19 protein-coding genes, 1 tRNA gene and 2 pseudogenes are annotated in these 22,294 nt (G+C 61.9%); 7 read left to right on the forward strand and 15 right to left on the reverse strand.

Features of this window, described 5'->3' with window-relative positions:
• Positions 1-104: 104 nt before the first annotated feature.
• The 6 genes and pseudogenes from HU730_RS08535 to ptsP form a co-directional block, all read right to left on the reverse strand.
• A pseudogene (locus HU730_RS08535) lies at positions 105-464 on the reverse strand (alkaline phosphatase D family protein); the annotation flags it as partial.
• A gap of 116 nt (positions 465-580) precedes the next feature.
• Positions 581-940 (reverse strand): annotated as a pseudogene (locus HU730_RS08540) (alkaline phosphatase D family protein); the annotation flags it as partial.
• 117 nt (positions 941-1,057) lie between these two features.
• Positions 1,058-2,599 carry an alkaline phosphatase D family protein gene (locus tag HU730_RS08545; protein ID WP_217862442.1) on the reverse strand — a complete coding sequence of 514 codons (1,542 nt, stop codon included), beginning with the start codon at positions 2,597-2,599 and terminating at the stop codon, positions 1,058-1,060.
• 205 nt (positions 2,600-2,804) lie between these two features.
• Positions 2,805-4,514 carry a PTS fructose-like transporter subunit IIB gene (locus tag HU730_RS08550; RefSeq protein WP_186526876.1) on the reverse strand — a complete coding sequence of 570 codons (1,710 nt, stop codon included), beginning with the start codon at positions 4,512-4,514 and terminating at the stop codon, positions 2,805-2,807.
• An 11-nt stretch (positions 4,515-4,525) separates the two neighbouring features.
• Positions 4,526-5,446 carry a 1-phosphofructokinase gene (gene pfkB / locus HU730_RS08555; RefSeq protein WP_054896898.1) on the reverse strand — a complete coding sequence of 307 codons (921 nt, stop codon included), beginning with the start codon at positions 5,444-5,446 and terminating at the stop codon, positions 4,526-4,528.
• On the reverse strand, positions 5,447-8,305 hold the full coding sequence (gene ptsP, locus HU730_RS08560) for a phosphoenolpyruvate--protein phosphotransferase (RefSeq protein ID WP_054896897.1): 2,859 nt from the start codon (positions 8,303-8,305) through the stop codon (positions 5,447-5,449).
• 284 nt (positions 8,306-8,589) lie between these two features.
• Here ptsP and cra point away from each other — a divergent pair, with 284 nt between their 5' ends.
• The gene (gene cra / locus HU730_RS08565; RefSeq protein WP_034126263.1) at positions 8,590-9,585 is read left to right on the forward strand and encodes a catabolite repressor/activator; all 996 of its coding nucleotides are present in this window, start codon (positions 8,590-8,592) and stop codon (positions 9,583-9,585) included.
• Positions 9,586-9,587: 2 nt separating this feature from the next.
• Positions 9,588-10,364: a TatD family hydrolase gene (locus HU730_RS08570; RefSeq protein WP_034126262.1), complete on the forward strand. Its 777-nt coding sequence runs from the start codon at positions 9,588-9,590 to the stop codon at positions 10,362-10,364.
• On the opposite strand, the gene HU730_RS08575 is transcribed toward HU730_RS08570, so the two are convergent.
• The 5 genes from HU730_RS08575 to HU730_RS08595 all read right to left on the reverse strand — a co-directional run bounded on the left by HU730_RS08575 (position 10,311) and on the right by HU730_RS08595 (position 16,765).
• Positions 10,311-10,739 (reverse strand): hypothetical protein, encoded by a 429-nt coding sequence (locus tag HU730_RS08575; RefSeq protein WP_186526877.1) that lies wholly within the window; start codon positions 10,737-10,739, stop codon positions 10,311-10,313. The genes HU730_RS08570 and HU730_RS08575 overlap by 54 nt on opposite strands.
• 125 nt (positions 10,740-10,864) lie before the next feature.
• Entirely contained in the window at positions 10,865-12,895 is a 2,031-nt protein-coding gene (locus HU730_RS08580; RefSeq protein ID WP_186526878.1) for a methyl-accepting chemotaxis protein, read from the reverse strand.
• Between the two features lie 264 nt (positions 12,896-13,159).
• Positions 13,160-13,996, reverse strand: a complete 837-nt coding sequence (ampE, locus tag HU730_RS08585) for a regulatory signaling modulator protein AmpE (RefSeq protein WP_186526879.1) — start codon at positions 13,994-13,996, stop codon at positions 13,160-13,162.
• The gene (gene ampD / locus HU730_RS08590) at positions 13,993-14,556 is read right to left on the reverse strand and encodes a 1,6-anhydro-N-acetylmuramyl-L-alanine amidase AmpD (protein WP_054896894.1); all 564 of its coding nucleotides are present in this window, start codon (positions 14,554-14,556) and stop codon (positions 13,993-13,995) included. The genes ampE and ampD overlap by 4 nt, the downstream gene beginning before the upstream one ends.
• A 61-nt stretch (positions 14,557-14,617) precedes the next feature.
• Positions 14,618-16,765, reverse strand: a complete 2,148-nt coding sequence (locus tag HU730_RS08595) for a DUF1631 domain-containing protein (protein WP_186526880.1) — start codon at positions 16,763-16,765, stop codon at positions 14,618-14,620.
• A gap of 245 nt (positions 16,766-17,010) precedes the next feature.
• Between HU730_RS08595 and nadC the strand changes: the two genes are divergently transcribed.
• The gene (gene nadC, locus HU730_RS08600) at positions 17,011-17,859 is read left to right on the forward strand and encodes a carboxylating nicotinate-nucleotide diphosphorylase (RefSeq protein ID WP_186526881.1); all 849 of its coding nucleotides are present in this window, start codon (positions 17,011-17,013) and stop codon (positions 17,857-17,859) included.
• Between the two features lie 74 nt (positions 17,860-17,933).
• On the opposite strand, the gene HU730_RS08605 is transcribed toward nadC, so the two are convergent.
• From HU730_RS08605 to HU730_RS08615, 3 genes are all read right to left on the reverse strand, one after another.
• On the reverse strand, positions 17,934-18,239 hold the full coding sequence (locus HU730_RS08605) for a DUF6388 family protein (RefSeq protein WP_034126255.1): 306 nt from the start codon (positions 18,237-18,239) through the stop codon (positions 17,934-17,936).
• A gap of 149 nt (positions 18,240-18,388) precedes the next feature.
• Positions 18,389-18,464: transfer RNA gene (locus HU730_RS08610), tRNA-Thr, on the reverse strand.
• A 64-nt stretch (positions 18,465-18,528) separates the two neighbouring features.
• Entirely contained in the window at positions 18,529-18,942 is a 414-nt protein-coding gene (locus tag HU730_RS08615) for a pilin (protein ID WP_054919391.1), read from the reverse strand.
• A 201-nt stretch (positions 18,943-19,143) separates the two neighbouring features.
• Between HU730_RS08615 and HU730_RS08620 the strand changes: the two genes are divergently transcribed.
• From HU730_RS08620 to yacG, 4 genes are read left to right on the forward strand one after another with little or no spacing between them, the layout of a single operon-like run.
• Positions 19,144-20,352 carry a type II secretion system F family protein gene (locus HU730_RS08620; protein WP_089041393.1) on the forward strand — a complete coding sequence of 403 codons (1,209 nt, stop codon included), beginning with the start codon at positions 19,144-19,146 and terminating at the stop codon, positions 20,350-20,352.
• Positions 20,349-21,215, forward strand: a complete 867-nt coding sequence (locus HU730_RS08625) for an A24 family peptidase (RefSeq protein WP_057976746.1) — start codon at positions 20,349-20,351, stop codon at positions 21,213-21,215. The genes HU730_RS08620 and HU730_RS08625 overlap by 4 nt, the downstream gene beginning before the upstream one ends.
• A complete protein-coding gene (gene coaE / locus HU730_RS08630; protein ID WP_186526882.1) occupies positions 21,212-21,835 on the forward strand; it encodes a dephospho-CoA kinase in 624 nt (207 codons plus the stop codon). Before HU730_RS08625 ends, coaE begins: the two co-directional genes overlap by 4 nt.
• Positions 21,832-22,032 carry a DNA gyrase inhibitor YacG gene (gene yacG, locus HU730_RS08635; RefSeq protein WP_003188437.1) on the forward strand — a complete coding sequence of 67 codons (201 nt, stop codon included), beginning with the start codon at positions 21,832-21,834 and terminating at the stop codon, positions 22,030-22,032. The genes coaE and yacG overlap by 4 nt, the downstream gene beginning before the upstream one ends.
• Here yacG and HU730_RS08640 read toward each other — a convergent pair.
• Positions 22,029-22,244: a hypothetical protein gene (locus HU730_RS08640; RefSeq protein ID WP_034126250.1), complete on the reverse strand. Its 216-nt coding sequence runs from the start codon at positions 22,242-22,244 to the stop codon at positions 22,029-22,031. The genes yacG and HU730_RS08640 overlap by 4 nt on opposite strands.
• Between the last annotated feature and the right edge of the window lie 50 nt (positions 22,245-22,294).

Raw genomic sequence — 22,294 nt, forward strand, 5'->3', positions numbered from 1 at the left:
CCCACGCTCCGCGTGGGAATGCCGCCCTGGACGCTCCGCGTCCGCTCTTGACGGCGTGACGCGGAGCGTCACAGGATGCGCTCCCACGCAGAGCGTGGGAACGATCAGGCCGGTTGCAGCTTTTGCTCGAACACCGAGATTCCATCGAGATCGCGCAGCGTCACCGTCAACTCCGCCGTCTGCCCATCAATCTGCACTTCACCGAAAAACTGAAAGCCCGCAAACGGCGAGGTGTTCTGTGCCGGTGGCGCCTTCTGGAATACCACCTGCGGGCCAAAGGTTTTATCCAGTGGGTTGGGCCCGAAACTCCCGGCATTCAACGGCCCCGCCACAAACTCCCAGAACGGCTCGAAATCCTGGAACGCCGCGCCGTCAGGATGATAGTGATGCGCCGCACAGTAATGCACATCGGCCGTCAGCCACAGGTGGTTGCGCACCTTGTGCTCATGCAGGAACCCTAGCAGTTATTTGATCGTTCCCACGCTCCGCGTGGGAATGCCGCCCTGGACGCTCCGCGTCCGCTCTTGACGGCGTGACGCGGAGCGTCACAGGATGCGTTCCCACGCGAGCGTGGGAACGATCAGGCCGGTTGCAGCTTTTGCTCGAACACCGAGACTCCATCGCGATCGCGCAGCATCACCGTCAACTCCGCCGTCTGCCCATCAATCTGCACTTCACCAAAAAACTGAAAGCCCGCAAACGGCGAGGTGTTCTGTGCCGGTGGCGCCTTCTGGAATACCACGTGCGGGCCAAAGGTTTTATCCAGTGGGTTGGGCCCGAAACTCCCGGCATTCAACGGCCCCGCCACAAACTCCCAGAACGGCTCGAAATCCTGGAACGCCGCGCCGTCAGGATGATAGTGATGCGCCGCACAGTAATGCACATCGGCCGTCAGCCACAGGTGGTTGCGCACCTTGTGCTCATGCAGGAACCCTAGCAGTTATTTGATCGTTCCCACGCTCCGCGTGGGAATGCCGCCCTGGACGCTCCGCGTCCGCTCTTGACGGCGTGACGCGGAGCGTCACAGGATGCGTTCCCACGCAGAGCGTGGGAACGATCAGGCCGGTTGCAGCTTTTGCTCGAACACCGAGATTCCATCGAGATCGCGCAGCGTCACCGTCAACTCCGCCGTCTGCCCATCAATCTGCACTTCACCAAAAAACTGAAAACCCGCAAACGGCGAGGTGTTCTGTGCCGGTGGCGCCTTTTGGAATACCACCTGCGGGCCAAAGGTTTTATCCAGTGGGTTGGGCCCGAAACTCCCGGCATTCAACGGCCCCGCCACAAACTCCCAGAACGGCTCGAAATCCTGGAACGCCGCGCGGTCAGGGTGATAGTGATGCGCCGCACAGTAATGCACATCGGCCGTCAGCCACAGGTGGTTGCGCACCTTGTGCTCATGCAGGAACCCTAGCAGTTCGGCGATCTCCAGCTCACGCCCTTGCGCCGGGCCAGGGTCGCCATTGGCGATCGCTTCCCAACGCGCCACGCCGGGGCTGACCTCACCGTCGGGCACGCCCAGGCCGATAGGCATGTCGGCGGCTACCACCTTCCACTGCGCTTGCGATGCCTTGAGCCCGCGCTTGAGCCAGTCCAACTGTTCACGACCAAGGAAGGGTTTTTCAGCGCCCAGGTTGTCGTCATTCGGCCCGCGATAGCTGCGCATATCCAACACAAACACATCCAGCAGCGGCCCATAACTGAGCTTGCGATAAATGCGCCCGCCACCGTCGGCGCTCTGTCGGCGCATGGGTGAATATTCCAGCCAGGCCTGGCGGGCACGGCCCACCAAGGTATTGATGTCGCGGGTCTGGTAACGCTCATCCAACTGCTTGCTCGATGACCAGTTGTTGATCACCTCGTGATCGTCCCACTGCCAGATCTGCGGTACCTCGGCATTGAAGCGGCGCACGTTTTCATCCAGCAGGTTGTAGCGGTAATTACCGCGATATTCATCGAGGGTTTCCGCGACTTTGCTTTTGGCTTCAGTGGTAATGTTGCGCCAGATGCGCCCGCCTTCAGTGGTGAGCTGCGCGGGGACCGGGCCGTCGGCATAGATGGTGTCGCCGCTGTGGATAAAAAAGTCTGGCAGGCGCAGGCGCATGGCTTCATAGATGCGCATGCCACCGATGTCCGGGTTGATGCCGAAGCCTTGGCCGACGGTGTCGCCGCTCCACACAAAACGGATATCACGCCGCTGTTGCGGCACGCTACGCAGGTGCCCGAACCAGGGTTCACTGGCAATGCCGGTCTGGGCTTCTTCGAAATGCACGCGGTAGAAAATCGCCTGATCAACCGGCAGCCCGGTGAGCTCGACACGGGCGGTAAAGTCGGTGCGGCTGTCGGCCAGGGGCGAGACGAATCGGCGCGGGTTGCTGAACACGCTGCGGGTATCCCACTCCACTACCATCTTCGCCGGGCGGTCACTGCGGCTCCAGATCATTGCGCGATCGCCCTGCAGGTCGCCCGATTGCACGCCGTCAGTGAGTTGCGGTCGGTCCTTCACCGAAGCGATCACCGCAGGCGCCAGGCCCGGCAACAGCAGGCCAGCGCCCACAGCTTGCATCACGCGGCGGCGACCGAGATCGAAATGGCTCATGGAGGTGCCCTCTTGAGTATCAAAAGGGCCACTAAAGCATGATGGGATGAAGCGCAGATGACAGGCTACAACTGTAGGAGCGAGCTTGCTCGCGAAAAACGTCAACGATCACGCGGGCTTGCTGAATGAACGCGGCGCCTGCGAGTTCTTCGCGAGCAAGCTCGCTCCTACAGGGTATTTGGGCTTGCCCCCACACTTTTACTGGTCAGGTAGTCACGGCCAGCTCGGCCGCTTCCGGTCGCTTGAGCACGGCATACACCAAGCCGGTCAACACACTGCCCGCCACAATCGCCAACAAATACAACAACGCATGGTTCATCGCATTCGGAATCACCAACACAAACAACCCGCCATGGGGCGCGGCGAGTTTGCAGCCGAAGTACATCGACAGCGCACCGGTCAACGCGCCACCGGCGATGCTGGCCGGGATGACGCGCAGCGGGTCTTTGGCGGCGAAGGGAATCGCGCCTTCGGAGATAAAGCACAGCCCCAGGATCATCGCCGCCTTGCCGGCCTCGCGCTCGGTCTGGGCGAACTTGCGCCGGGCCAGCAACGTGGCGATGCCCATGCCAATTGGCGGCACCATGCCGGCGGCCATGGTCGCGGCCATCGGCGCGCCGCTCGACGCGGCCAGCAGGCCAACCGAGAACGCATAGGCCGCCTTGTTGATCGGCCCGCCCAAGTCCACGCACATCATGCCGCCGAGCAGAATGCCCAGCAGCACCGCGTTGGTGGTGCCCATGGTGCTGAGGAAATCCGTCAGGCCCGTGAGCAAGCGGGCGACCGGTGGGCCCACCAGGTAGATCATCACAAGCCCGGTAAACAGGCTCGCCAGTAACGGGATAATCAGGATCGGCTTGAGCGCTTCCAGGCTCTGGGGCAGTTGCACTGCGCGGCTGATCAGTTTGACGCAATACCCGGCGACGAAGCCGGCCAGGATGCCGCCGATAAACCCAGCCCCCAGCGTCCCAGCCAGCAGCCCGCCGATCATGCCGGGCGCAAGGCCAGGACGGTCGGCAATCGAGTAGGCGATGTAGCCCGCCAGCAACGGCACCATCAACAGGAACGCCTGGTCACCCACGGATTTGAGCGCCGCCGCCAAGGTGCCGGGCTGCTCGAAAGCATGGATGCCGAACACAAACGACAAGGCGATCAGCAAGCCCCCCGCCACCACCATCGGCAACATATACGACACGCCGGTGAGCAGGTGTTTGTAGACGCCGGTTTTCTCCGCCTTGGCCGGTGTACCGCCGGCCGCGCTTTCCACCGCGCCTTCGGCCAGGGCTTTGTTGAGGATGGCTTCGGATTGCTTGAGGGCAATGCCGGTGCCACAGCGGTAAATCTTCTTGCCGGCGAAACGCTCGGTGGCCACCTCGATATCGGCCGCCAGCAACACCACATCGGCATCGGCAATCGCTTGCGGGCTCAACGGCGTGCGGGCGCCCACCGAACCTTGGGTCTCGACCTGCAGGTCATAACCCAGGCGCTGAGCAGTCTGCTGCAAGGCTTCGGCGGCCATGAACGTGTGGGCCACACCGGTGGGGCACGCGGTAATCGCGACGATACGCGGCGCAGCCTTGGCCGCCACCGGGGCGGCGTCGGCGACATACACCTGGGCTTCTTCGGCGCCCCGGCGCAGCACGCCTTCGACATCCGCCAACGCCTGGGCCGGTGTGCTCTGGAACACACGCTTGCCGACAAACCGCTGCATCTCCACCGGGGTACTGCTGACCAGCAGCACCCACTCGGCATCATCAATCGTCGCCTGGGACAACTGGCGCTCCGGGCGCTGCACATCGACGACTTCAACACTGGTGTGCAAGCCCATGCGCTGGGCGGCGGCGTCCAACAAGCGGGCGCACAGCACACTGGTGACCATGCCGTTCGGGCAGGCGGTAACAATGGCTAACTTCATCACAATCCCTCTTATTGTTCTGTCAGCGTGCGCACATCGACGCCGCTTTCGAGATGCGCCAACTGCGCGTCATCGCTGATGCCAAAACCGATCTGTGTCACCGCCATCGCGGCAATCGCCGTGGCCCGGCGCAAGGTGTGCTCCGGCGTATCGCCACTGAGCAAACCGTGGAGCATCCCGGCCAGCAGCGAGTCGCCGGCGCCCACGGTACTGGCCACTGCCACCTTGGGCGGCGTGGCGTGCAGCGCCGCACCCGGGCGGTACCAGGTCACGCCTGCGGCCCCGTCGGAGACCACCACATGTTCGACGCCTTGCTGATGCAGGCGGCTGATGGCATCGGTGGCGTTACCCAAGGCCTCGGCCAACTCTTCGGTATTGGGTTTGACCAGCCACGGGCCAACCTCCAACCCCAGGCGCAGCGCTTCGCCGCTGGTGTCCAGGGCGACTTTCAAACCGAGGTCCTTCAACGCCTCCAGCAGACCTTTAAACCACTGCGGGCTGACGCCGCGCGGCAAGCTTCCGGCCACCACGACCGCATCGAACTCCGGGCCAATGATCGCGACCATCTTGAGCAGCGCTTTTAGCGCCTCTTCAGTCACCAGCGGCCCCGGTGCATTGATGTCGGTGACACGCCCATCCTGTTCGGCAATCTTGATGTTGCTCCGGGTTTCGCCGGGAACCCGGATGAAGGCATCGCCAAACCCACGGCGCTTGATCAGCGCATTGAAAGCCTGGGGGTTGGCGCTGCCGAGGAACCCGCCCACGCTGACGTAATGGCCCAGGTCCGCCAGCACTTGCGCCACATTCACGCCCTTGCCGGCCGCGTGGGTCAGCATCGCTTCACTGCGATTGACCTCACCGGGTTGCAGGTGCGCCAGACGTACCGTGAGGTCCAACGCCGGGTTCAGCGTCAGGGTCAGAATATTCGCCATCTACACGGCCTCCACTAGGGCACGCACTTCAGCGGGCGAACCCACCGCCAGTGCTTGTTGCGCCAGGCCCTGGGCCTCGCTCAGACTGAATTCACGCACCCGCGCCTTCACTTCAGGAATGCTGCGGGCCGACACGCTCAACTCATCCACGCCCAGGCCGACCAGCACCGGCACCGCCAGCGGGTCCGCCGCCAACTCGCCGCACACGCCTACCCATTTGCCGTGGGCATGGGCGGCGCGCACGGTGATGTCGATCAGTTGCAGGACTGCCGGGTGCAAGCCATCGGCCTGGGCCGACAGGGTCGGGTGGCCGCGGTCGATGGCCAGGGTGTATTGGGTCAGGTCGTTGGTGCCGACGCTGAAGAAGTCGACTTCCTTGGCGAGGACCGGCGCCAGCAGCGCGGCTGAGGGCACTTCGATCATGATCCCCAGTTGCAGGTCTGCCACTGGGATCTCCAGGCGCAGGCGCTCGGTCATGTCCCGGGCGGCGCGCCACTCATCCACGCTGCCGACCATGGGGAACATGATGCGCAGCGGGCGGTTGTCTGCTGCACGCAGCAATGCGCGCAGTTGCGCTTCCATGATCTGCGGGCGTTGCAACGTCAGGCGAATGCCGCGCACACCCAGAAAGGGGTTTTCCTCTTCGGCGATCGGCCAATAGGGCAAAGGCTTGTCGCCGCCCACATCCAGGGTGCGCACCACCAACGGGCGACCATTGAGGCCGTCGAGTACGCGACGGTATTCGGCCTCCTGAGTGGCCTCGTCTGGCGCCTGGGAGTGAGCCATGAAAATCAGTTCGGTGCGCAGCAGGCCAATGCCTTCGGCGCCCTGCTCCACTGCGCTGGCCACCCCGGCGCTTTCGCCAATGTTGGCGAACACTTCCACGGCGTGGCCGTCACGGGTCAGCGCCGCTTCATGGCGCTGGGCCGATGCGGCTTGCAAGCGCTGTTCGCGGCTGTCGCGCTCCACGGTGGCCCGTTGCAGGATAGCGGCGTCGGGGTCCACATGCAGGCGACCACGCTGGCCATCGAGCAACAGTGGCGTGCCGGCGTTGAGCAATAACACCGCAGCGCCAGCGCCGACCAAAGCCGGAATGCCCAGGGCGCGGGCAACAATGGCGCTGTGAGCGGTGGCGCCGCCCCGGGCGGTGAGAATGCCGGCAACGCGGGCCGGGTCCAGGCGCGCCACGTCCGAAGGGCCGACCTCTTCCATCACCAGGATGTAGGGCTCGCTCGGTTCCTGCACGCTCTGGACGCCGCACAACTGGGCCAGCACGCGCCGGCCGATGTCACGCAAGTCGGCAGCACGCTCGGCCAGCAAGGCATCCTGCAAGGCTTCCTGTTGCTTGGCGGCGGCTTCGATCACGCTCATCCAGGCGGCTTCGGCGCTTTCGCCCTGCTTGAGGCGGGTGTCGACTTCGTCGGTCAGTTCCGGGTCGTCGAGCATTTCCTGGTGGGTGATGAAAATCTCGCGGATGGCCTTGGCCTGGCTACGCTCGATCAAGCCCTGGATATCCGTGCGCACGTCGCTCAAAGCGGTGTGCAGGCGCTGGCGTTCGGCGGCGGCGGATTCACCCCGTAGCGGGTAATCGAACACCTGCGGCACCTGGATATGAGCCGGGCCGATCGCGATACCCGGCGCGGCGGCAATGGCCTGGAGTTGGCTACCGCTCAGTGGCGCGCTGAGCACCGGTTCGATATCGACCTGTGCGGGCTGTGCGCTCACCGTGGGCAAGGGCTCGACCTCTTCGCCAAGGCCCTCTTGCACGGCGGCCAAGAGGGCGGGCAGTGCATCGCCGGCCACCGTCGGCTCGGCCACAAACTCCAGCACCTGGCCACGACGTGCGCCGAGGCTGAGCAACTTGCTCAGGCTTTTGACCGACACGGCGCCCACCGCGCCATCGACGATACGTACGCGGATATCGCCGTCAAAACTTTTCGCCAATTGCGCCAGGATCTTGGCCGGGCGCGCGTGCAGGCCGTGGGCGTTGGCCAGGGTAATACGGGCGCTGGGCCAGTCCGGCGGCAGTTCACCGCCCAGCACTTCCAGCACCGCGCGGCTGCTGGTGGCGCGTCCCAACTCGTGGCCGCGCCCTTCAATCAGCAAGGCACACAGGCGTTCAAGCAGGGTCTGGTGCGCTTCACCGAGGCTCGCCAGGCAGAACAGGCCGTGCAAGGGCTGGCCGAGGTAACGCATAGGTTTGTCCGGCGTCACAAAGGCCAGGCCCGGGCGCTTGACCGTCTGCTCGCTGTGCAACCACCACAGGCCATCGCCCAGGGGCAGCGCGTCGACTTGCTGCAATACGGCGGCAAAGCCATTGCTCACGCAGTCGGCCTGGCGCAGCAGGCGCGCACCGCGCCACACCAACTCTTCAAAATCATCGGCCGACACGCCCAGGCTGATCATCTGCGCATCCAGCGCCAGTTCCTGGGGCGCGCCTTGCAACAGTTTCAACAGCGCTTCGGCACTGCCGGCACGGCGCAACGCCTGGCCCAGGTCGGTTTCACCGAGGGCACGGGTGAGCAGTTGCAACAGGCGCAGGTGTTCATCGGATTTAGCCGCGATGCCAATCGCCAGATAGACGATCTGGCCATCGCCCCAGTCCACCCCTTCGGGGAACTGCAGCAGGCGCACACCGGTGGAAAACACTTGGTCGCGGGTTTCTGGCGTGCCATGGGGGATAGCAATGCCTTGGCCGAGAAAGGTCGAACCTTGGGCTTCACGGGCTTGCAAGCCACTGAGATAACCTTCGGCAACCAGGCCATCGGCCACTAATTTGTCAGCGAGCAGGTGCAAGGCAGCAGATTTATCCACAGCCACCTGGCCCATGGATATCTGCTCTACAGTGAGCTCAAGCATGCCGTTCTCCTAGTTAGTGCGACAGGCGCACTAGGTATTGTTGTAGGTAAATATGATCAAAATTAACTGACTGAGCGGTCAATTGGCAGTGGTCACTCAGTAGCGAACATCGTAAAAATACGCTTGCTGAAACGTTTAATCTAGAATTTATGGCAGATTACGCGTTAATTACGCAAGCTTGAAGGGCCACTCGGCGCTTGCTGTGGGACATTGGTCGAATGCTGGAATCGGTTACGATTGGACAAAATGTCGGGGCGAGCGCCAAAAAACAAGGAAATCCCGGTTTGAAACTCAGTGATATCGCACGTCTGGCCGGTGTGTCCGTTACCACCGCCAGCTATGTCATCAATGGCAAGGCCGAACAGCAGCGCATCAGCAACGCCACCGTTGAGCGTGTGCGTGCCGTGGTCCAAGCCCATGGCTTTACCCCCAACCCTCAAGCCGCGGGGCTGCGCAGCCGGCATACGCGGACCTTGGGGTTCATCCTGCCAGACCTGGAAAACCCCAGCTACGCACGCATCGCCAAACTGCTGGAACAAGGTGCGCGGGCGCGCGGCTATCAGTTACTGATCGCCAGCTCCGATGACGAAGCGGACAGCGAGCGCCAACTGCTGCAACTGTTCCGGGCGCGGCGTTGCGATGCGTTGTTCGTCGCCAGTTGCCTGCCGGCCAGCGATGACAGCTATCGCGAGCTGCAGGCCAAGGGGCTGCCGGTGATTGCCATCGACCGGGAGATGGAGCCGAACCAGTTCTGCTCCGTGGTCAGCGACGACCACCAGGCCTGCCAGCAACTCACTAGCAGCCTGCTGCAACCGCTGCCCAAGCAGATCGCGCTGATCGGCGCACGGCCCGAGCTGAGCATCAGCCAGGCGCGTACCGCCGGTTTCCGCGATGCGCTGCAAGGTTTTACGGGCGAAGTGATCATCGAACAGGGCGAAGCCTTCAGTCGTGACTGCGGCCGAGAGCTGATGGAGCAATTGCTGCAACGCCTGGGGCATCTGCCGGACGCGCTGGTAACCACCTCCTACGTACTGCTCCAAGGGGTGTTTGATGCGCTGCATGACTTCCCTCTCAAGTCACGCCCCCTGCGCCTGGGCACCTTCGGCGATACCCAGTTGCTGGATTTCCTCCCGCTGCCGGTCAACGCCATGGCCCAACAACATCAGTTGATTGCCGAGACCGCCCTGCGCCTGGCCCTGGCCGCCGTTGAAGAAGAACAGTACCAACCCGGCGTGCATGCGATTGGCCGGACCTTCAAGCAGCGTATCCTCGAGGCCTGAGCGTGGAGCTGATCGACACCCACACGCACCTGGACTTCGAGGACTTCGACCAGGATCGCACGCACGTCCTCGCCCACAGCCGTGACCTCGGCGTGCGGCGCCTGGTGGTGCTTGGGGTGTACCAGAAAAATTGGCAGCGGCTATGGGACTTGGTGCAACAGGACGAAGGCTTGTTCGCCGCCTTCGGCTTGCACCCGGTGTATCTCGATGAGCATCGCCCCGCCGACCTGCTGGAGCTGGGCGACTGGTTGACGCGCCTGCATGGCCACCGGCAACTGTGCGCCGTGGGCGAAATTGGCCTGGATTACTTTCTTGAACAGTTGGACCACGAGCGCCAGCAACCGCTATTTGAAACCCAGCTGAAACTCGCGGTGGATTTCCAGCTGCCGGCCCTGCTCCACGTTCGCCGCAGCCACGCCGCGGTAATTGCCACCTTAAAGCGTATCCGCCTGCCCAGAGGCGGCATCATCCATGCGTTCGCCGGCAGCGTTGAAGAGGCACGCGAGTACATCAAGCTCGGGTTCAAACTGGGCCTGGGTGGCGCTGCCACCTGGCCCCAGGCTCTGCGCATGCACCGGGTACTGGCCCAATTGCCCCTCGACGCCGTGGTGCTGGAGACCGACTCGCCGGATATGGCCCCGGCCATGTACCCCAACCAGCGCAATAGCCCGCAGCACCTGCCAGACATCTGCACGGCCCTGGCCGAGCGCATGGGTATCAGCCCTCTATTGCTGGCTGAGGCGAGCACACGCAATGCGTGCGAGCTGTTCAACTGGTAGCGCACTGATGGCCTGCAAGTTCAAGATCATTGTCTGGCGATGACGGGCGTAGCGCACCACCAGCAAATGGATCAACACCGCGACCAGTGAAATGTTGAACTGCGCGATGACACTGAGCAGCCCCAGCCACTCGGCGACCAAGGCCACCAGCAAGGTCGCGCACGTCAGCATGATCATGCTCGGCCGCACCAGCGCCCATTGGTCCAGGGCCCTGAATTGGCGCAACTGCTTGACGCAGCCCAACTGCAACCCGCAGTGGCAATACATACAGTCAAACGGCACATCGATTGCGATGGCGTTCAGTTGCCAAGGCTTGAGTTCAAACGTCATGTTGCACTGGGCGCAATGCCCCCTGATACCGATTGCGGCGGCCATCGTTTTGTCCCCTCGTGACCGTGACGGATGAAATAAATTTTCACCTATTCACGCCCCGATAAAACACGCATCGGTAAATCAAGACATGGGCCACAGGGCCCGTGGCTCCGCCCTTCAGAACCTCCCTACACCCGAAACGCACCAATCAATTGCTTCAACTCAACCACCTGGGTTGCCAGTTGTCGACTGGCCGCTTCCGTGTGCTGGGCGCCTTGCGCTGCATGCTCGCCAGCACGGTTGATTTCGACAATGTTCTGGTCGATGTCGTGGGCGACCGCCGTTTGCTGCTCCACGGCGGCGGCGATTTGCTGGTTCTGATCGACGATCATCCCAACTGCCCCCAGGATATTTTCCAAGGCTTGCTGGACTTTTTCCGACTGCCCCACCGTGCCATTCGCCATTTCATGGCTGCTGCCCATGGCCTTCACCGCCGCGCCCACGCCGCTGTGCAAGCGGCTGATCATCTGCTCGATTTCCTCGGTGGAGTGCTGGGTGCGCCGAGCCAGGGTGCGCACCTCGTCGGCCACCACCGCAAAACCACGCCCTTGGTCACCGGCGCGCGCGGCTTCGATGGCCGCGTTGAGCGCCAGCAGGTTGGTCTGCTCGGCAATGCTCTTGATCACTTCCAGGACGCTGCTGATGGACTGGCTGTCGGCAGCCAGTTGGTTGATCACCCGCACCGATTCGTCAATCTCCGCCGCCAGGCGGGCGATGCCGCCTTGCTGGGATTGCACCAGCGCACGCCCGGTGACCGTTTCATCATTGACGCTCTGGGCACTACTGACCGCCGCCGCCGCGCTGCGCGCCACCTCTTGGGCAGTGGCGGACATCTGGTTCATCGCGGTCGCCACTTGTTCGATCTGGCTGCGCTGGCCGGACACCGCCTGGTTACTCTGTGCCGACACCGCCTGCACCTGGCCGGCCTGCAGCTCCACCTGGCTGACCGTATGCCCAACACGTTCGATCAGGTCATGAATCTTGGCCACGGTGCCATTGAACACCTGGCCCAAGTCGCCCAGCTCGTCGCGGCTTTGAGCAACGAAGGTGACCGTCATGTCACCAGCCGCCACTTTGTCCATCATCGCCCCCAGGCGGCGCAAGGTGGTGCGGGTGGAGACAAAGAAACCGGCATAGAGATAGAAAATCAGCGCAAACACCGCCGCCAGGGCCGTGACCAGCAACACCATGTGCAGGCGGTTTTGCGCCAGGCGTTGCTGCAACTGCTGCCCGAGGAACGCCAGGGTGGCGTCATCCAATTGATAGGTCTTGGCCATCAACTGGCTGACGCCGTCATAAAAACCCTGCCAAGACGTATCGAGGGTCTCGGCCATCACCACCTGCTCTTCAAAAAACTCGCTGCCTTGCTTGAGGCTGGCCCGGCTGGCTTGCGCCGAAACGTCGAGGGCTGCATGCGCGGCCTGGCTGGCGCCCAACGCGTCCTGCAGCTTCAAGCCATATTCCCCGTGGAGTTTTTCCAGCTGCTGCAGCAGTTCGTCAAAACGGGTGCTGGAGGATGAATTGATGAAGCCCTGCCCCAGGGAGTACGCGCCCATCGCACGGCCTTCGCCCAAGGCCTGGGTGACTTGAGGGGTGACGGTGGTGACCAGGTCGCTGAGCTGGCGCAGATCACTCTGCGGATCACGGCTCAAGCCGGCTTGGCTGGCAATGATCTGGCTGAACATCTGGGCCTGGTTGAGTAACTTGCCGATCAACGCCGCTTTGTTGAGCAACGAGGTTTCCTGTTGCTGGGCCTTGAACGCAGCGATCAGCTCATCGCGCTTACTGTCGAAGACGGCAACTTGCTCGGGCTGGGTCGCGATGGCGCGCAAGCCTTGCAAGCGCTCCACCACACTGGCTTCCAAGGCGCTGATCCTGGTCTCCAGGTCTGCTGCTTTGCCGGACTGGCCGAGGGTGGCATTGATCTCTACCTGGTTGTTGAGGGTTTCCAGATCGCGGCGCAACGCCAGGCTGCTGCCGAGCAGGTCGAGACTCTGCAGTTCGACCCGGGTGCCCTGGTATTCGCGCCACGAATCGCGCACCAGGTAATAGTTGGTCGCCAGCATCGGCAGCAGGAACAGCACGCTGATCAGGCTGAACTTCATGCCGAAGCTCAGGCGGTTCATCAGCGCGACGGCGGGATAGAGCAAGCTCTTCACAGGTGACCTCCCCTTCTTTTATTTTTATTGAGGCGCAGGGCGGCGGCAGATAGCCACTATTTGGCGCGCTATCTGTATAGCTCAATTCGAAAGGGAGTTTTGTAACGTAAGGTTAACGGCGGGTCTGGAGGCCAAATGTGGCAAGGGGAAAGCCCTAACGCCATGTAGGAGCGAGCTTGCTCGCGAAAGACGCACAGACGCCGCGTTTATTCAGGAAGCACGCGTTATCGTTGACGTTTTTCGCGAGCAAGCTCGCTCCTACCATCAGGGCAACACCGTCCAGATGGCAAACCCGGCATACCACAGCACCGCCGCACGCAGCAGCAGCTCCCACAGGCGATCCAGGCTGTTGATGCCATCGGCCCCCACCACTGGCGCAGGAATTTCCGCGGCGGCCAGGCCGACTTTTTCCACCAACTGTGCCGCGCTGATGTCCCAGCTCAACAGTTCGTGAAGCATCACACGGCTGACCCCGACGAAATTGCCCACCAAGGCAAAGCTGGCCGCCAGCAGGCGTACCGGCAACCAGTCAAACGCGTGGCGCAGTTGCGTGGCGCGCTCGGCCACCGACGGGTTCTGGCTGTTTTCGCTGGCCAGCGCCAACAGGCGGTAGGCCAGGGCGGCCACCGGGCCCAGCAGGAAATACCAGAAAATCACCGCGAAAAAGCTTTGATACGCCTGCCACAGCAGGTAGCCCTGGACGCGCTCCAGCAATTGCTCGCCACTGTCGGCGCCAAGTTTGAGGTCGCGTTCGGCCACATGCTCGGCCGCTTGCAGGTCACCGCGCCGCCAGGCGTCGCGAAACGGCCCCAGCCCCGCCAATAGATCGCCACGGCCCAGGCTGTAGATCACCACCAGCAAGTGCACCGGCAATGCCAACAGGCCATAGGCCACCGGTTCCAGGACCAGCAACAACAATGCCAGCAATGCCACCGGCAGCAGCACCAATATCAGCAGGATCAACCAGGGGCGCTTGCCCATGCGCGGGCTCGATTCCAGCTTGGCCAGCTCACGCAGCCATCCACCGTCGCGCTGCAACCGCAGGCGCAAGGCCGAGAATTTCTCGATCCACACGGCCAGCACCAACACCAGGAAACTCATCGTTCGTGTCCTCCATCCTGCAGGGCGCTGCGAAAGCGCGCCCAATCAAAAGCGGGGCCCGGGTCGGTCTTGCGCCCCGGAGCGATGTCGCTGTGACCACAAATACGTTGGCGGGTGATATCTGGGTATGCGGCCAGCAGTTGGCGTGTCAGGTCGATCAGCGCCGCATACTGGGCATTGGTAAACGGTAGGTCATCCGTGCCTTCCAGCTCGATTCCCAGAGAAAAGTCGTTGCAGACCTCGCGCCCTTCAAAGACGGAAATACCGGCATGCCAGGCACGGTCGCGGCACGAAACAAATTGCGTCACAGTGCCGTCACGTTCAATCAGAAAATGCGCAGACACTCGTAGGCTCGCGATCCCTTCAAAATAGGGATGCTCTGAGATATCCAGGCGGTTCTGGAAAAATTCCTGCACCTTGCCGGTGTTGAACTGCGCCGGGGGCAAACTGATGTTATGCACCACCAACAGCGAGATTTCGCCTTCAGGGCGCTCGTTGAAGTTGGGCGAAGGGCAATGACGAATGCCCTGGCACCAACCGCTGGCGGGGTCCAACTGCATACAGGCTCCTTGAATGAGAAGAGGTGTGACCAGTATGCCGCGTTCCACCCTGCGGTTGCGATCACTTGCCGCGATTGAGTTGCCGCAGGTTGCCCACCACCGCTGCCAGCGCACGCTCGAACAGCGGGCCATCGTCCAAGCCGTGCAGGACGCCCTGCTTGAACGCCAGCGCTAACTGGTTCGCGCTTTTCTCCAGCACCTTGAGGCCCGCGCGGCTGACAAAAATATAGGTATCGGCGGGCGGCATGATGGCGGTCAATTTGCAGCGCAGGGTACCGGCTTCATTTTGCTGCAGCGCTACCCAAGTACCGGCTCGCAACTGCTTGGCTTTGAGCAGGTCGGGGTCATCATGGGGCAGTGGTTCGTCGGCACCCGGCGGGCCAGCCCCCAGGATAAAAGGCTCACGGACTTCAACCAGCACCTCGTCGTCGAGCGGCTGAACATGCATGGCCTGCAACCGCAGGAAGAACTCGCGGGTACTGAAAGGATCGAAGGCCGCACCGGCCAACCCGTCACGCAAGGCCTTGAGCAGCCCGGGTAATTGCTCGAGCAAACGCCGGCCCGCTTCGGTGTCTTCACGCAGGCCGACGCTCCAGATCAATTCATCCACGGTGCGCAGCGCCGCCTGCCACTGCAGCGATTGTTCACCGTGCTTGAGAACGGCCACTAACAACACCTGGCTCCAGGCCTGCTGCACAAATTGCAGCACCGATGGCGGCAAGGTTTTGCCCACGAGCCGCCGATTGAGCACGTGCGCCACACGCTGGCGCGCCACCTCGACCTGCAGGCGCTCTTGCTCGGCGTCACGGGTGTGTCGCTCAAGTCGCTCGCTGCGCTTGCGCTCCTGGGCTATGAATGCGCTGAACGTGGTGAGCAACTGGGAGAAAATCGCCGGGTCTTCGACGAACTCATTCAGCACACGCTGTACGAGTTGCTCGATACACAGATAGAGGTTGTCCCGTGGGTGGTCATAGGGCGGGCTCCAGCCGGTGACGGCACTCGCGATGTCATTGAGCAAGCGCCGCGCCGGATGCTCTGCGCAACTGAACAGGCTCTTGTCCAGCACCGCCACTTTCAGCAGCGGGATCTGCAAGCGAGCGATCAGCGCCTTGAAAGCGTCCGGCACACCGCTGTCATCGAACATGAACTCAAACAGCATGGCGACCAGATTGGTCACATCTTCGTCTGCCTCTTCTAACACCCTCGACTTGCCGCTTTTGACGCTGCCCCGGGTCAGCAACTGTTCCAGCTGGTTGCGCAGGTCGAAATCGTCCTCGCCACCGGGCTCCGGGACATATTGCTGCAAATGCGACAACAGCCGTAGCAGATCGCGGGTGGCAATCGGCTGCGGCTCGGCACTGGCTTCAAGGGTCGGGGCCACGCTGCCACGCACGGCTACCAGTAACTTTTGCAAGGCACTGAACGCTTGCTGGCCGCTTTTGTCCAGCGGTGGGTCGGCCACCACTTGGCTGGTGTAATGCTGGTGCTCCCGGGCCTCGCGCCCGCCAGCTCGACGGGACGGGACCGTCTTGAGTTGCGGCAATACGCCGGTGGCGATCAACAATTGGTTGGCCTCGCCATACAACAGGTCGGCATCACTGAGCACGTATTTCTCAAACAGCTTGAGCATGACCAGCTTGACGCGAATCTCCACCCCCAGGCTGCGCCCTGCTTGCAGGAAAAACTCACAAAGCCGCGCAGGGCCCAAGGGGTTTTCAGGGTCCTCCAGGCGCCTGCCGAGCAGTTCACTCAAGCGTGCGTCCAACTGCCCCAGGGCCAAGCCATCACGATGCCGCACCCGACCGAGCATCGCCTCCAGAGCCACGGCTTTTTCCACATCATCCGCGCTGGTGCCGGGTGCCGCCTCATAAGACACCACCGGCACCAGGTGTGCACCGCTGCACCGGGCCTGGCCCAGGTTGGCGAACGCCACAAACAGCTGCTCCATGAACACGCGCTCGAAGTTCTTGCGCTTGAGGCGCAGGTCGCGCATGGCCTCGAAAAAAATATGATGGTCAACGGTGCTACGGGCCTTTTCGGCCATTTCGAACAGGGTGTCGTCGGCGTTATCGAACAGTTCCTGCAAGCCTTGCTGCAGCTGTTGCGCAGCCTTGTCACGCACCTGCAGCAACACCACCGGCAGGCGCGCGAGCGGCGATGGCGTGGCCTGCGCCCTGTTGATAGGCACCACCTTCCCGTCATTGTGCATCCTGGCCTCCTGAAACGGCGGTTTTGAGCGGTGGAGAGACGGAGCGCAGGCCCGGCAGGCACTGCAAACACCCGATCACCACCAGGACGTCAAAGCTATGACGCCAATTGCAAGGCGCGAGATTATCTTGCAAACGAAGGCAGTTGCGCCAGCACACTCTGACTTTGTGCGGTAAATGAGTGGCGAGCCTGGGTTAGAACGCACGCTGGCCCTATAATCGAGGCACTTTGTTTGTGGAGCCTGTTATGCCGAACCTCCGTCTTGCCGACCTCACCGCCGAAATCGAAGCCAACGTGCGCCGCGCACTGCTGGAAGACATCGGCAGTGGCGACATCACCGCGCAGTTGATCCCGGCCGAACGGCTGGCCAAGGCCACGATCATTACCCGTGAGGCGGCTGTTATCGCCGGCACGGCGTGGGTGGATGCGGTGTTTCGTCAACTGGACCCACGGGTCGCTGTGCACTGGCAGGTGGCTGATGGTGAACGAGTGAGCCCCAACCAGGCGCTGTTCCACCTTGAGGGCCCGGCCCGCTCGCTGCTCAGTGGTGAACGTAGCGCGTTGAATTTTCTGCAATTGCTGTCAGGGGTTGCCACCCGCGCGCAATTTTTGGCGGACTTTGTCGCCAGCACCCAGGTCAAGCTGCTGGACACCCGCAAGACATTGCCCGGCCTGCGTTTAGCGCAGAAATATGCGGTGACCTCCGGCGGTTGCCACAACCACCGTATCGGGCTGTATGACGCGTTCCTGATCAAGGAAAACCACATCGCCGCCTGCGGTGGTATTGCCCAAGCGATCACCGCCGCCCACAAGATTGCCCCGGGCAAGCCGGTGGAAATCGAAGTGGAAAGCCTGGAGGAATTACGCGAGGCCCTGGCGGCGGGTGCCGACATCATCATGCTGGATGAACTGAGCCTGGAAGACATGCGCGAAGCCGTGCGCCTGAACGCAGGCAAGGCCAAGCTCGAAGCCAGCGGCGGGATCAATGAAACCACCTTGCTGCCTATCGCTGAAACCGGCGTGGACTACATCTCCATCGGCGCGATGACCAAGGATGTGAAGGCGGTGGATCTGTCGATGCGCCTCAGTATCTGAGAAGTTGCGAGCGGTAAGCTTCAAGCTGCAAGAAGGCTGCGGGACAACTTGCAGCTTGAAGCTCGCGGCTGCTTTTAAACTACAAGATTATTCATCTCGCAGTACTCGTCCCAATCGACACCCAGCACCTCGGCCGCCTCTTTGTGCAAGGCCAACCGCGCGGCTTCGAACTCTTCCGGCGTCGAGGTGTACTTGAGGGTCAACTCCCAAGGTTGGTAGCCCTGACTCTCGGCCTCATCTTCGAATGCCCACTGAATCTGGTCGCGCTGATCGTCGGCACTCAGGTCCTTGATCTCTTCTTTAAGCTGCGGCGTCGCTTCAAGGTAATGCTTGAGCGCTTGTTCGTGCCGTGCTTCCTGGGTCATCTCAGTCGTGGTCATGTCGTTCTCTTAGATCGAGGAATGGGAATGCATCTGGGTCTTCAAGGTTGCGCAGATACAAAAGAGCGGGGGCAAATGCCCGGCTCACCTGGCCTTCAGAACCATTCTGGGATCATCTGAAAACATTGCCGTTGAAACAGTGGTGCCTGTGGTGCCCGAGACAGGAATCGAACCTGCGACCTTCGCGTTACGAGTGCGCTGCTCTACCGGCTGAGCTACACGGGCGGTGGGCTAAAGCTAGCACTGCATTGGGCATGCAGCAACCAACTCGCTCACCGCCCGGCGACTGTCACGCGCCGTTGGCGCCGCAGCCCTTGGCAGCGTACTGCGGCTCTACCGTGGTGGCACAGCTCCAGCCGGTGGTGGCGCTGCGGGTCAAGGTGATGGTCTTGCCGAGCACGGGCGCGGGCGCGTCCAAGATTTCACAACGGATGGAGCCTGCGCCCGAGGCCACATCGCCTGTCGCTTCGATCACGCAGTTGGCGGTAGGGCTGGCGCCACCGATGAGGGCCAGGGTCGGCACGGTGCCCTGGTTGATGGCGTCCTCATAGCCGGCCTTTAGCGCGCTGATTTCAGCCAACCCCGCCGTGAACTTGGCCTTGGCCTGGTGCTTGGTGTACATGGGCAGACCGATGGTGGCCAAAATGCCGATGATTGCCACGACGATCAATAATTCGATCAAGGTAAAACCTTTTTGACGCATCTCTTTCACTCTCCAGAATAGAACCATGACAAGGCGCATCCTGCGCCCCGTAGTGTGCAACGGCGCCAGTGTACTCATCCCCACGCAGCCGTTCGCCTGCAAGACGCACAATCTGACATTTTATCGCCCAGCGCCAGCCTGCCCGAATTCGCCACCTGACTAAGCTATAAATTCTTCACGACCTGGGTGCGCCAACCTCACATGAACGACACTCCAACAATCTATGCCTGGGAAGGCATCAACCGCAAAGGCCGCCGGGTTTCCGGGCAAATCGCCGGGCATAACCTTGCGCTGATCAAGGTACAACTGCGCCAGCAAGGGATCTGCCCTGAGCGTGTGCGCAAGAAATCTTACGGTTTACACATCTTCAAGACGCGAATAACGCCCGCAGATATTGCCCTGTTCACTCGCCAGTTAGCCACCTTGCTCAAAGCCGGCATCCCGCTGCTGCAAGCCTTCGACATCATCAGCGAAGGCGTCGAAAACCTGCAACTGCGCGAACTGGTGAAGGCGTTGAAACAGCACATTGCCAGCGGCCACCCCTTGGCCACTGCCCTGCGTCAATATCCCCGCTACTTCGATGAGTTGTATTGCAATCTGGTAGCAGCTGGCGAAATAGCCGGCGCCCTGGAAACCTTGCTCGAGCGCGTGGCGATTCATCTGGAAAAAAGCCAACGGCTCAAAACCAGGATCAAGAAAGCCATGACCTACCCTGTCGCGGTACTGGTAATTGCCACAGGGGTGAGCACAGTCCTGTTGATTCACGTTGTGCCGCAGTTCCAGAACTTGTTCGCCGGGGTCAACGGCCGATTGCCCGGGTTTACCCTGGCGGTCATTGCACTGTCGGAACTGTTGCAACACGCGTGGTGGATGCTGGCGCTGGCCGTGGGCGCCATAATGGTCGCTGGGCATCACGCCTATCGAACTTACCCGGGCTTTCGCCATTGGTTGGCGGCAGGTTTGTTGAAAGTACCCGTGGCAGGCAAACTGCTGCACAAATCTGCGGTTGCTCGCTACGCTCGCACACTTTCCACCACCTTTGCGGCGGGCGTCCCTCTGGTACAGGCATTGGGTTCGGTGGCCGGCGCCGTCGGCAATGGCCCCTTCAAACAGGCAATCGAACGTATGCGCCACGATGTATCCACAGGCATGCAGTTGAATCAATCGATGCATAACAGCGGCCTGTTCCCAGGCATGGCGATCCAGATGACCGCAATCGGGGAGGAGTCCGGCACCCTGGACCGCATGCTGGAAAAAGTCGCGAACCACTACGAGTCAGACGTGGATACCTTGGTCGACAACCTCACCAGCCTGATGGAGCCGCTGATCATGGTCGTATTGGGGGGGATTGTCGGCGCGCTGGTAGTCGCCATGTACCTGCCGGTGTTTCAATTGGGGACGGCGTTTTGAGCCTGCTGCTGAGCGAACATCCCTGGGCGTTTGTTGGCCTGGCGCTGGTGTTGGGCCTGATCGTCGGCAGCTTCCTCAATGTGCTGGCGTGGCGCCTGCCCAAAATGCTCGAGCGGGAATGGCGTGCCCAGGCCCATGAGATTCTCGACTTGCCAGCCGAGCCCGGTGGGCCGGCCTATAACCTGATGCACCCGAACTCCTGCTGCCCGCACTGCAATCAACCGATTCGGCCTTGGGAAAATATCCCGGTGCTCAGCTACCTGCTGCTCCGCGGGCGTTGTGCCCACTGCCGCGACCCTATCGGCCTGCGTTACCCCCTCACCGAACTCGCGTGCGCGCTGATCTCAACCGCTGTCGCCTGGCACTTCGGCTTCGGCTGGCAAGCCGGCGCGGTGATGCTGTTGAGTTGGGGCTTGCTGGGCATGAGCCTGATTGATCTAGACCACCAACTGCTGCCGGATGTGCTGGTGCTGCCGCTGCTATGGCTGGGGCTGATCCTCAACAGTGCTGACCTGCTGACGCCACTGCCCGATGCAGTGTGGGGCGCGGTCATCGGCTACATGAGCTTGTGGTGCCTGTTCTGGCTGTTCAAGCTGGCCACCGGCAAAGACGGCATGGGCCATGGCGACTTCAAGTTATTGGCCTTGCTGGGAGCCTGGGGCGGCTGGCAGATTCTGCCGATGACCCTGCTGATGGCCTCGCTGCTGGGCGTATTTGCCGGGCTGATCCTGCTGCGTTTGCGTAAGGCCCAGGTGTCAGCGCCAATGCCGTTTGGCCCCTGCCTGGCAATTGCCGGCTGGATTGCATTGCTCTGGGGTGGTCAAATAACCGACTTCTATTTGCAGTCTGTCGGTTTCAGATGACCACTTCTGTTGCAACACCCTGGATTCTTGGACTCACGGGCGGCATTGGCAGCGGCAAAAGCGCTGCGGCCGAGCACTTTATCAAGCTGGGCATCGACCTGGTGGATGCCGATCATGCCGCGCGCTGGGTGGTCGAGCCTGGCCGCCCTGCCCTGGCACGCATCGCCGAACATTTCGGCGCCAGCGTGCTGCAACCCGACGGCCAGCTGGACCGTGCCGCGCTGCGCAAACTGATCTTTGAGATCCCACAAGAGCGCCTGTGGCTGGAAGCCTTGCTGCACCCGCTGATCGCCGAGGAAATTCGCAGCCACCTGGCACGCGCCCAATCGCCCTACGCGATCCTGGTGTCGCCGCTGCTGATCGAGTCCGGACAGTACAGCATGACCCAGCGCATCCTGGTGATCGACGTGCCGCAATCGCTGCAGATTCAGCGTACCCTGCAGCGCGACGGCATCACCGAACAACAGGTGCAGGCGATTCTCAAGGCCCAGTCCAGCCGCGAAGACCGCCTGAACCATGCCGATGACGTGCTGGTCAACGATAAGGACCTCGCCTGGCTGCACGGCGAGGTCGAGCGACTGCACCACTTTTACCTTACTTTGCGTGGAGGCCGATCATGAGCCAACCCTTGACCGTCGACTGCCCAACCTGCGGTGCACCCGTGGAATGGAAAGCGACCAACCTCAACCGACCGTTCTGCTCGGACCGTTGCAAACTTATCGACCTGGGCGCCTGGGCCGCTGAAGAACACAAGATTCCCGTGGCCCCTGACGCCGAAGATGAACTGTTTTCCGAAGACCTGCCGCCGCGCCACTAAGGCCGCATAAAGGCATAATCCTGCTGGTCGTCGAGGTTTTCTGCAAGGTATTGCAACTCGTCGGCCAGGTCTTCAAAACTGCGTACCCCCTTGCTTTGCTGCACCACCGCACTGAGCATGGCGCGCAAGGTCAACCCGGGGTCAAAACCGATTTCCTGCGCTGCATCCTGGCTTCTGCGCAACTCCTGCCGTGCCCACTCGTACACACTCATGATCCGTGCTCCTGAAAATTTTGCAGAGCATGGACCCGCGCCGCTGCCTG

This window comes from Pseudomonas sp. SWRI22, from assembly GCF_014268395.2.
GTDB lineage: Bacteria > Pseudomonadota > Gammaproteobacteria > Pseudomonadales > Pseudomonadaceae > Aquipseudomonas > Aquipseudomonas paracarnis.

Bases quoted from the DNA above. Each gene is read 5' to 3' on its own strand.
- HU730_RS08545 (WP_217862442.1), bottom strand. From the start codon at position 2,599: ATGAGCCATTTCGATCTCGGTCGCCGCCGCGTGATGCAAGCTGTGGGC.
- HU730_RS08550 (WP_186526876.1), bottom strand. From the start codon at position 4,514: ATGAAGTTAGCCATTGTTACCGCCTGCCCGAACGGCATGGTCACCAGT.
- pfkB (WP_054896898.1), bottom strand. From the start codon at position 5,446: ATGGCGAATATTCTGACCCTGACGCTGAACCCGGCGTTGGACCTCACG.
- ptsP (WP_054896897.1), bottom strand. From the start codon at position 8,305: ATGCTTGAGCTCACTGTAGAGCAGATATCCATGGGCCAGGTGGCTGTG.
- HU730_RS08575 (WP_186526877.1), bottom strand. From the start codon at position 10,739: ATGGCCGCCGCAATCGGTATCAGGGGGCATTGCGCCCAGTGCAACATG.
- ampE (WP_186526879.1), bottom strand. From the start codon at position 13,996: ATGAGTTTCCTGGTGTTGGTGCTGGCCGTGTGGATCGAGAAATTCTCG.
- ampD (WP_054896894.1), bottom strand. From the start codon at position 14,556: ATGCAGTTGGACCCCGCCAGCGGTTGGTGCCAGGGCATTCGTCATTGC.
- HU730_RS08595 (WP_186526880.1), bottom strand. From the start codon at position 16,765: ATGCACAATGACGGGAAGGTGGTGCCTATCAACAGGGCGCAGGCCACG.
- nadC (WP_186526881.1), top strand. From the start codon at position 17,011: ATGCCGAACCTCCGTCTTGCCGACCTCACCGCCGAAATCGAAGCCAAC.
- HU730_RS08605 (WP_034126255.1), bottom strand. From the start codon at position 18,239: ATGACCACGACTGAGATGACCCAGGAAGCACGGCACGAACAAGCGCTC.
- HU730_RS08615 (WP_054919391.1), bottom strand. From the start codon at position 18,942: ATGCGTCAAAAAGGTTTTACCTTGATCGAATTATTGATCGTCGTGGCA.
- HU730_RS08620 (WP_089041393.1), top strand. From the start codon at position 19,144: ATGAACGACACTCCAACAATCTATGCCTGGGAAGGCATCAACCGCAAA.
- coaE (WP_186526882.1), top strand. From the start codon at position 21,212: ATGACCACTTCTGTTGCAACACCCTGGATTCTTGGACTCACGGGCGGC.
- yacG (WP_003188437.1), top strand. From the start codon at position 21,832: ATGAGCCAACCCTTGACCGTCGACTGCCCAACCTGCGGTGCACCCGTG.
- HU730_RS08640 (WP_034126250.1), bottom strand. From the start codon at position 22,244: ATGAGTGTGTACGAGTGGGCACGGCAGGAGTTGCGCAGAAGCCAGGAT.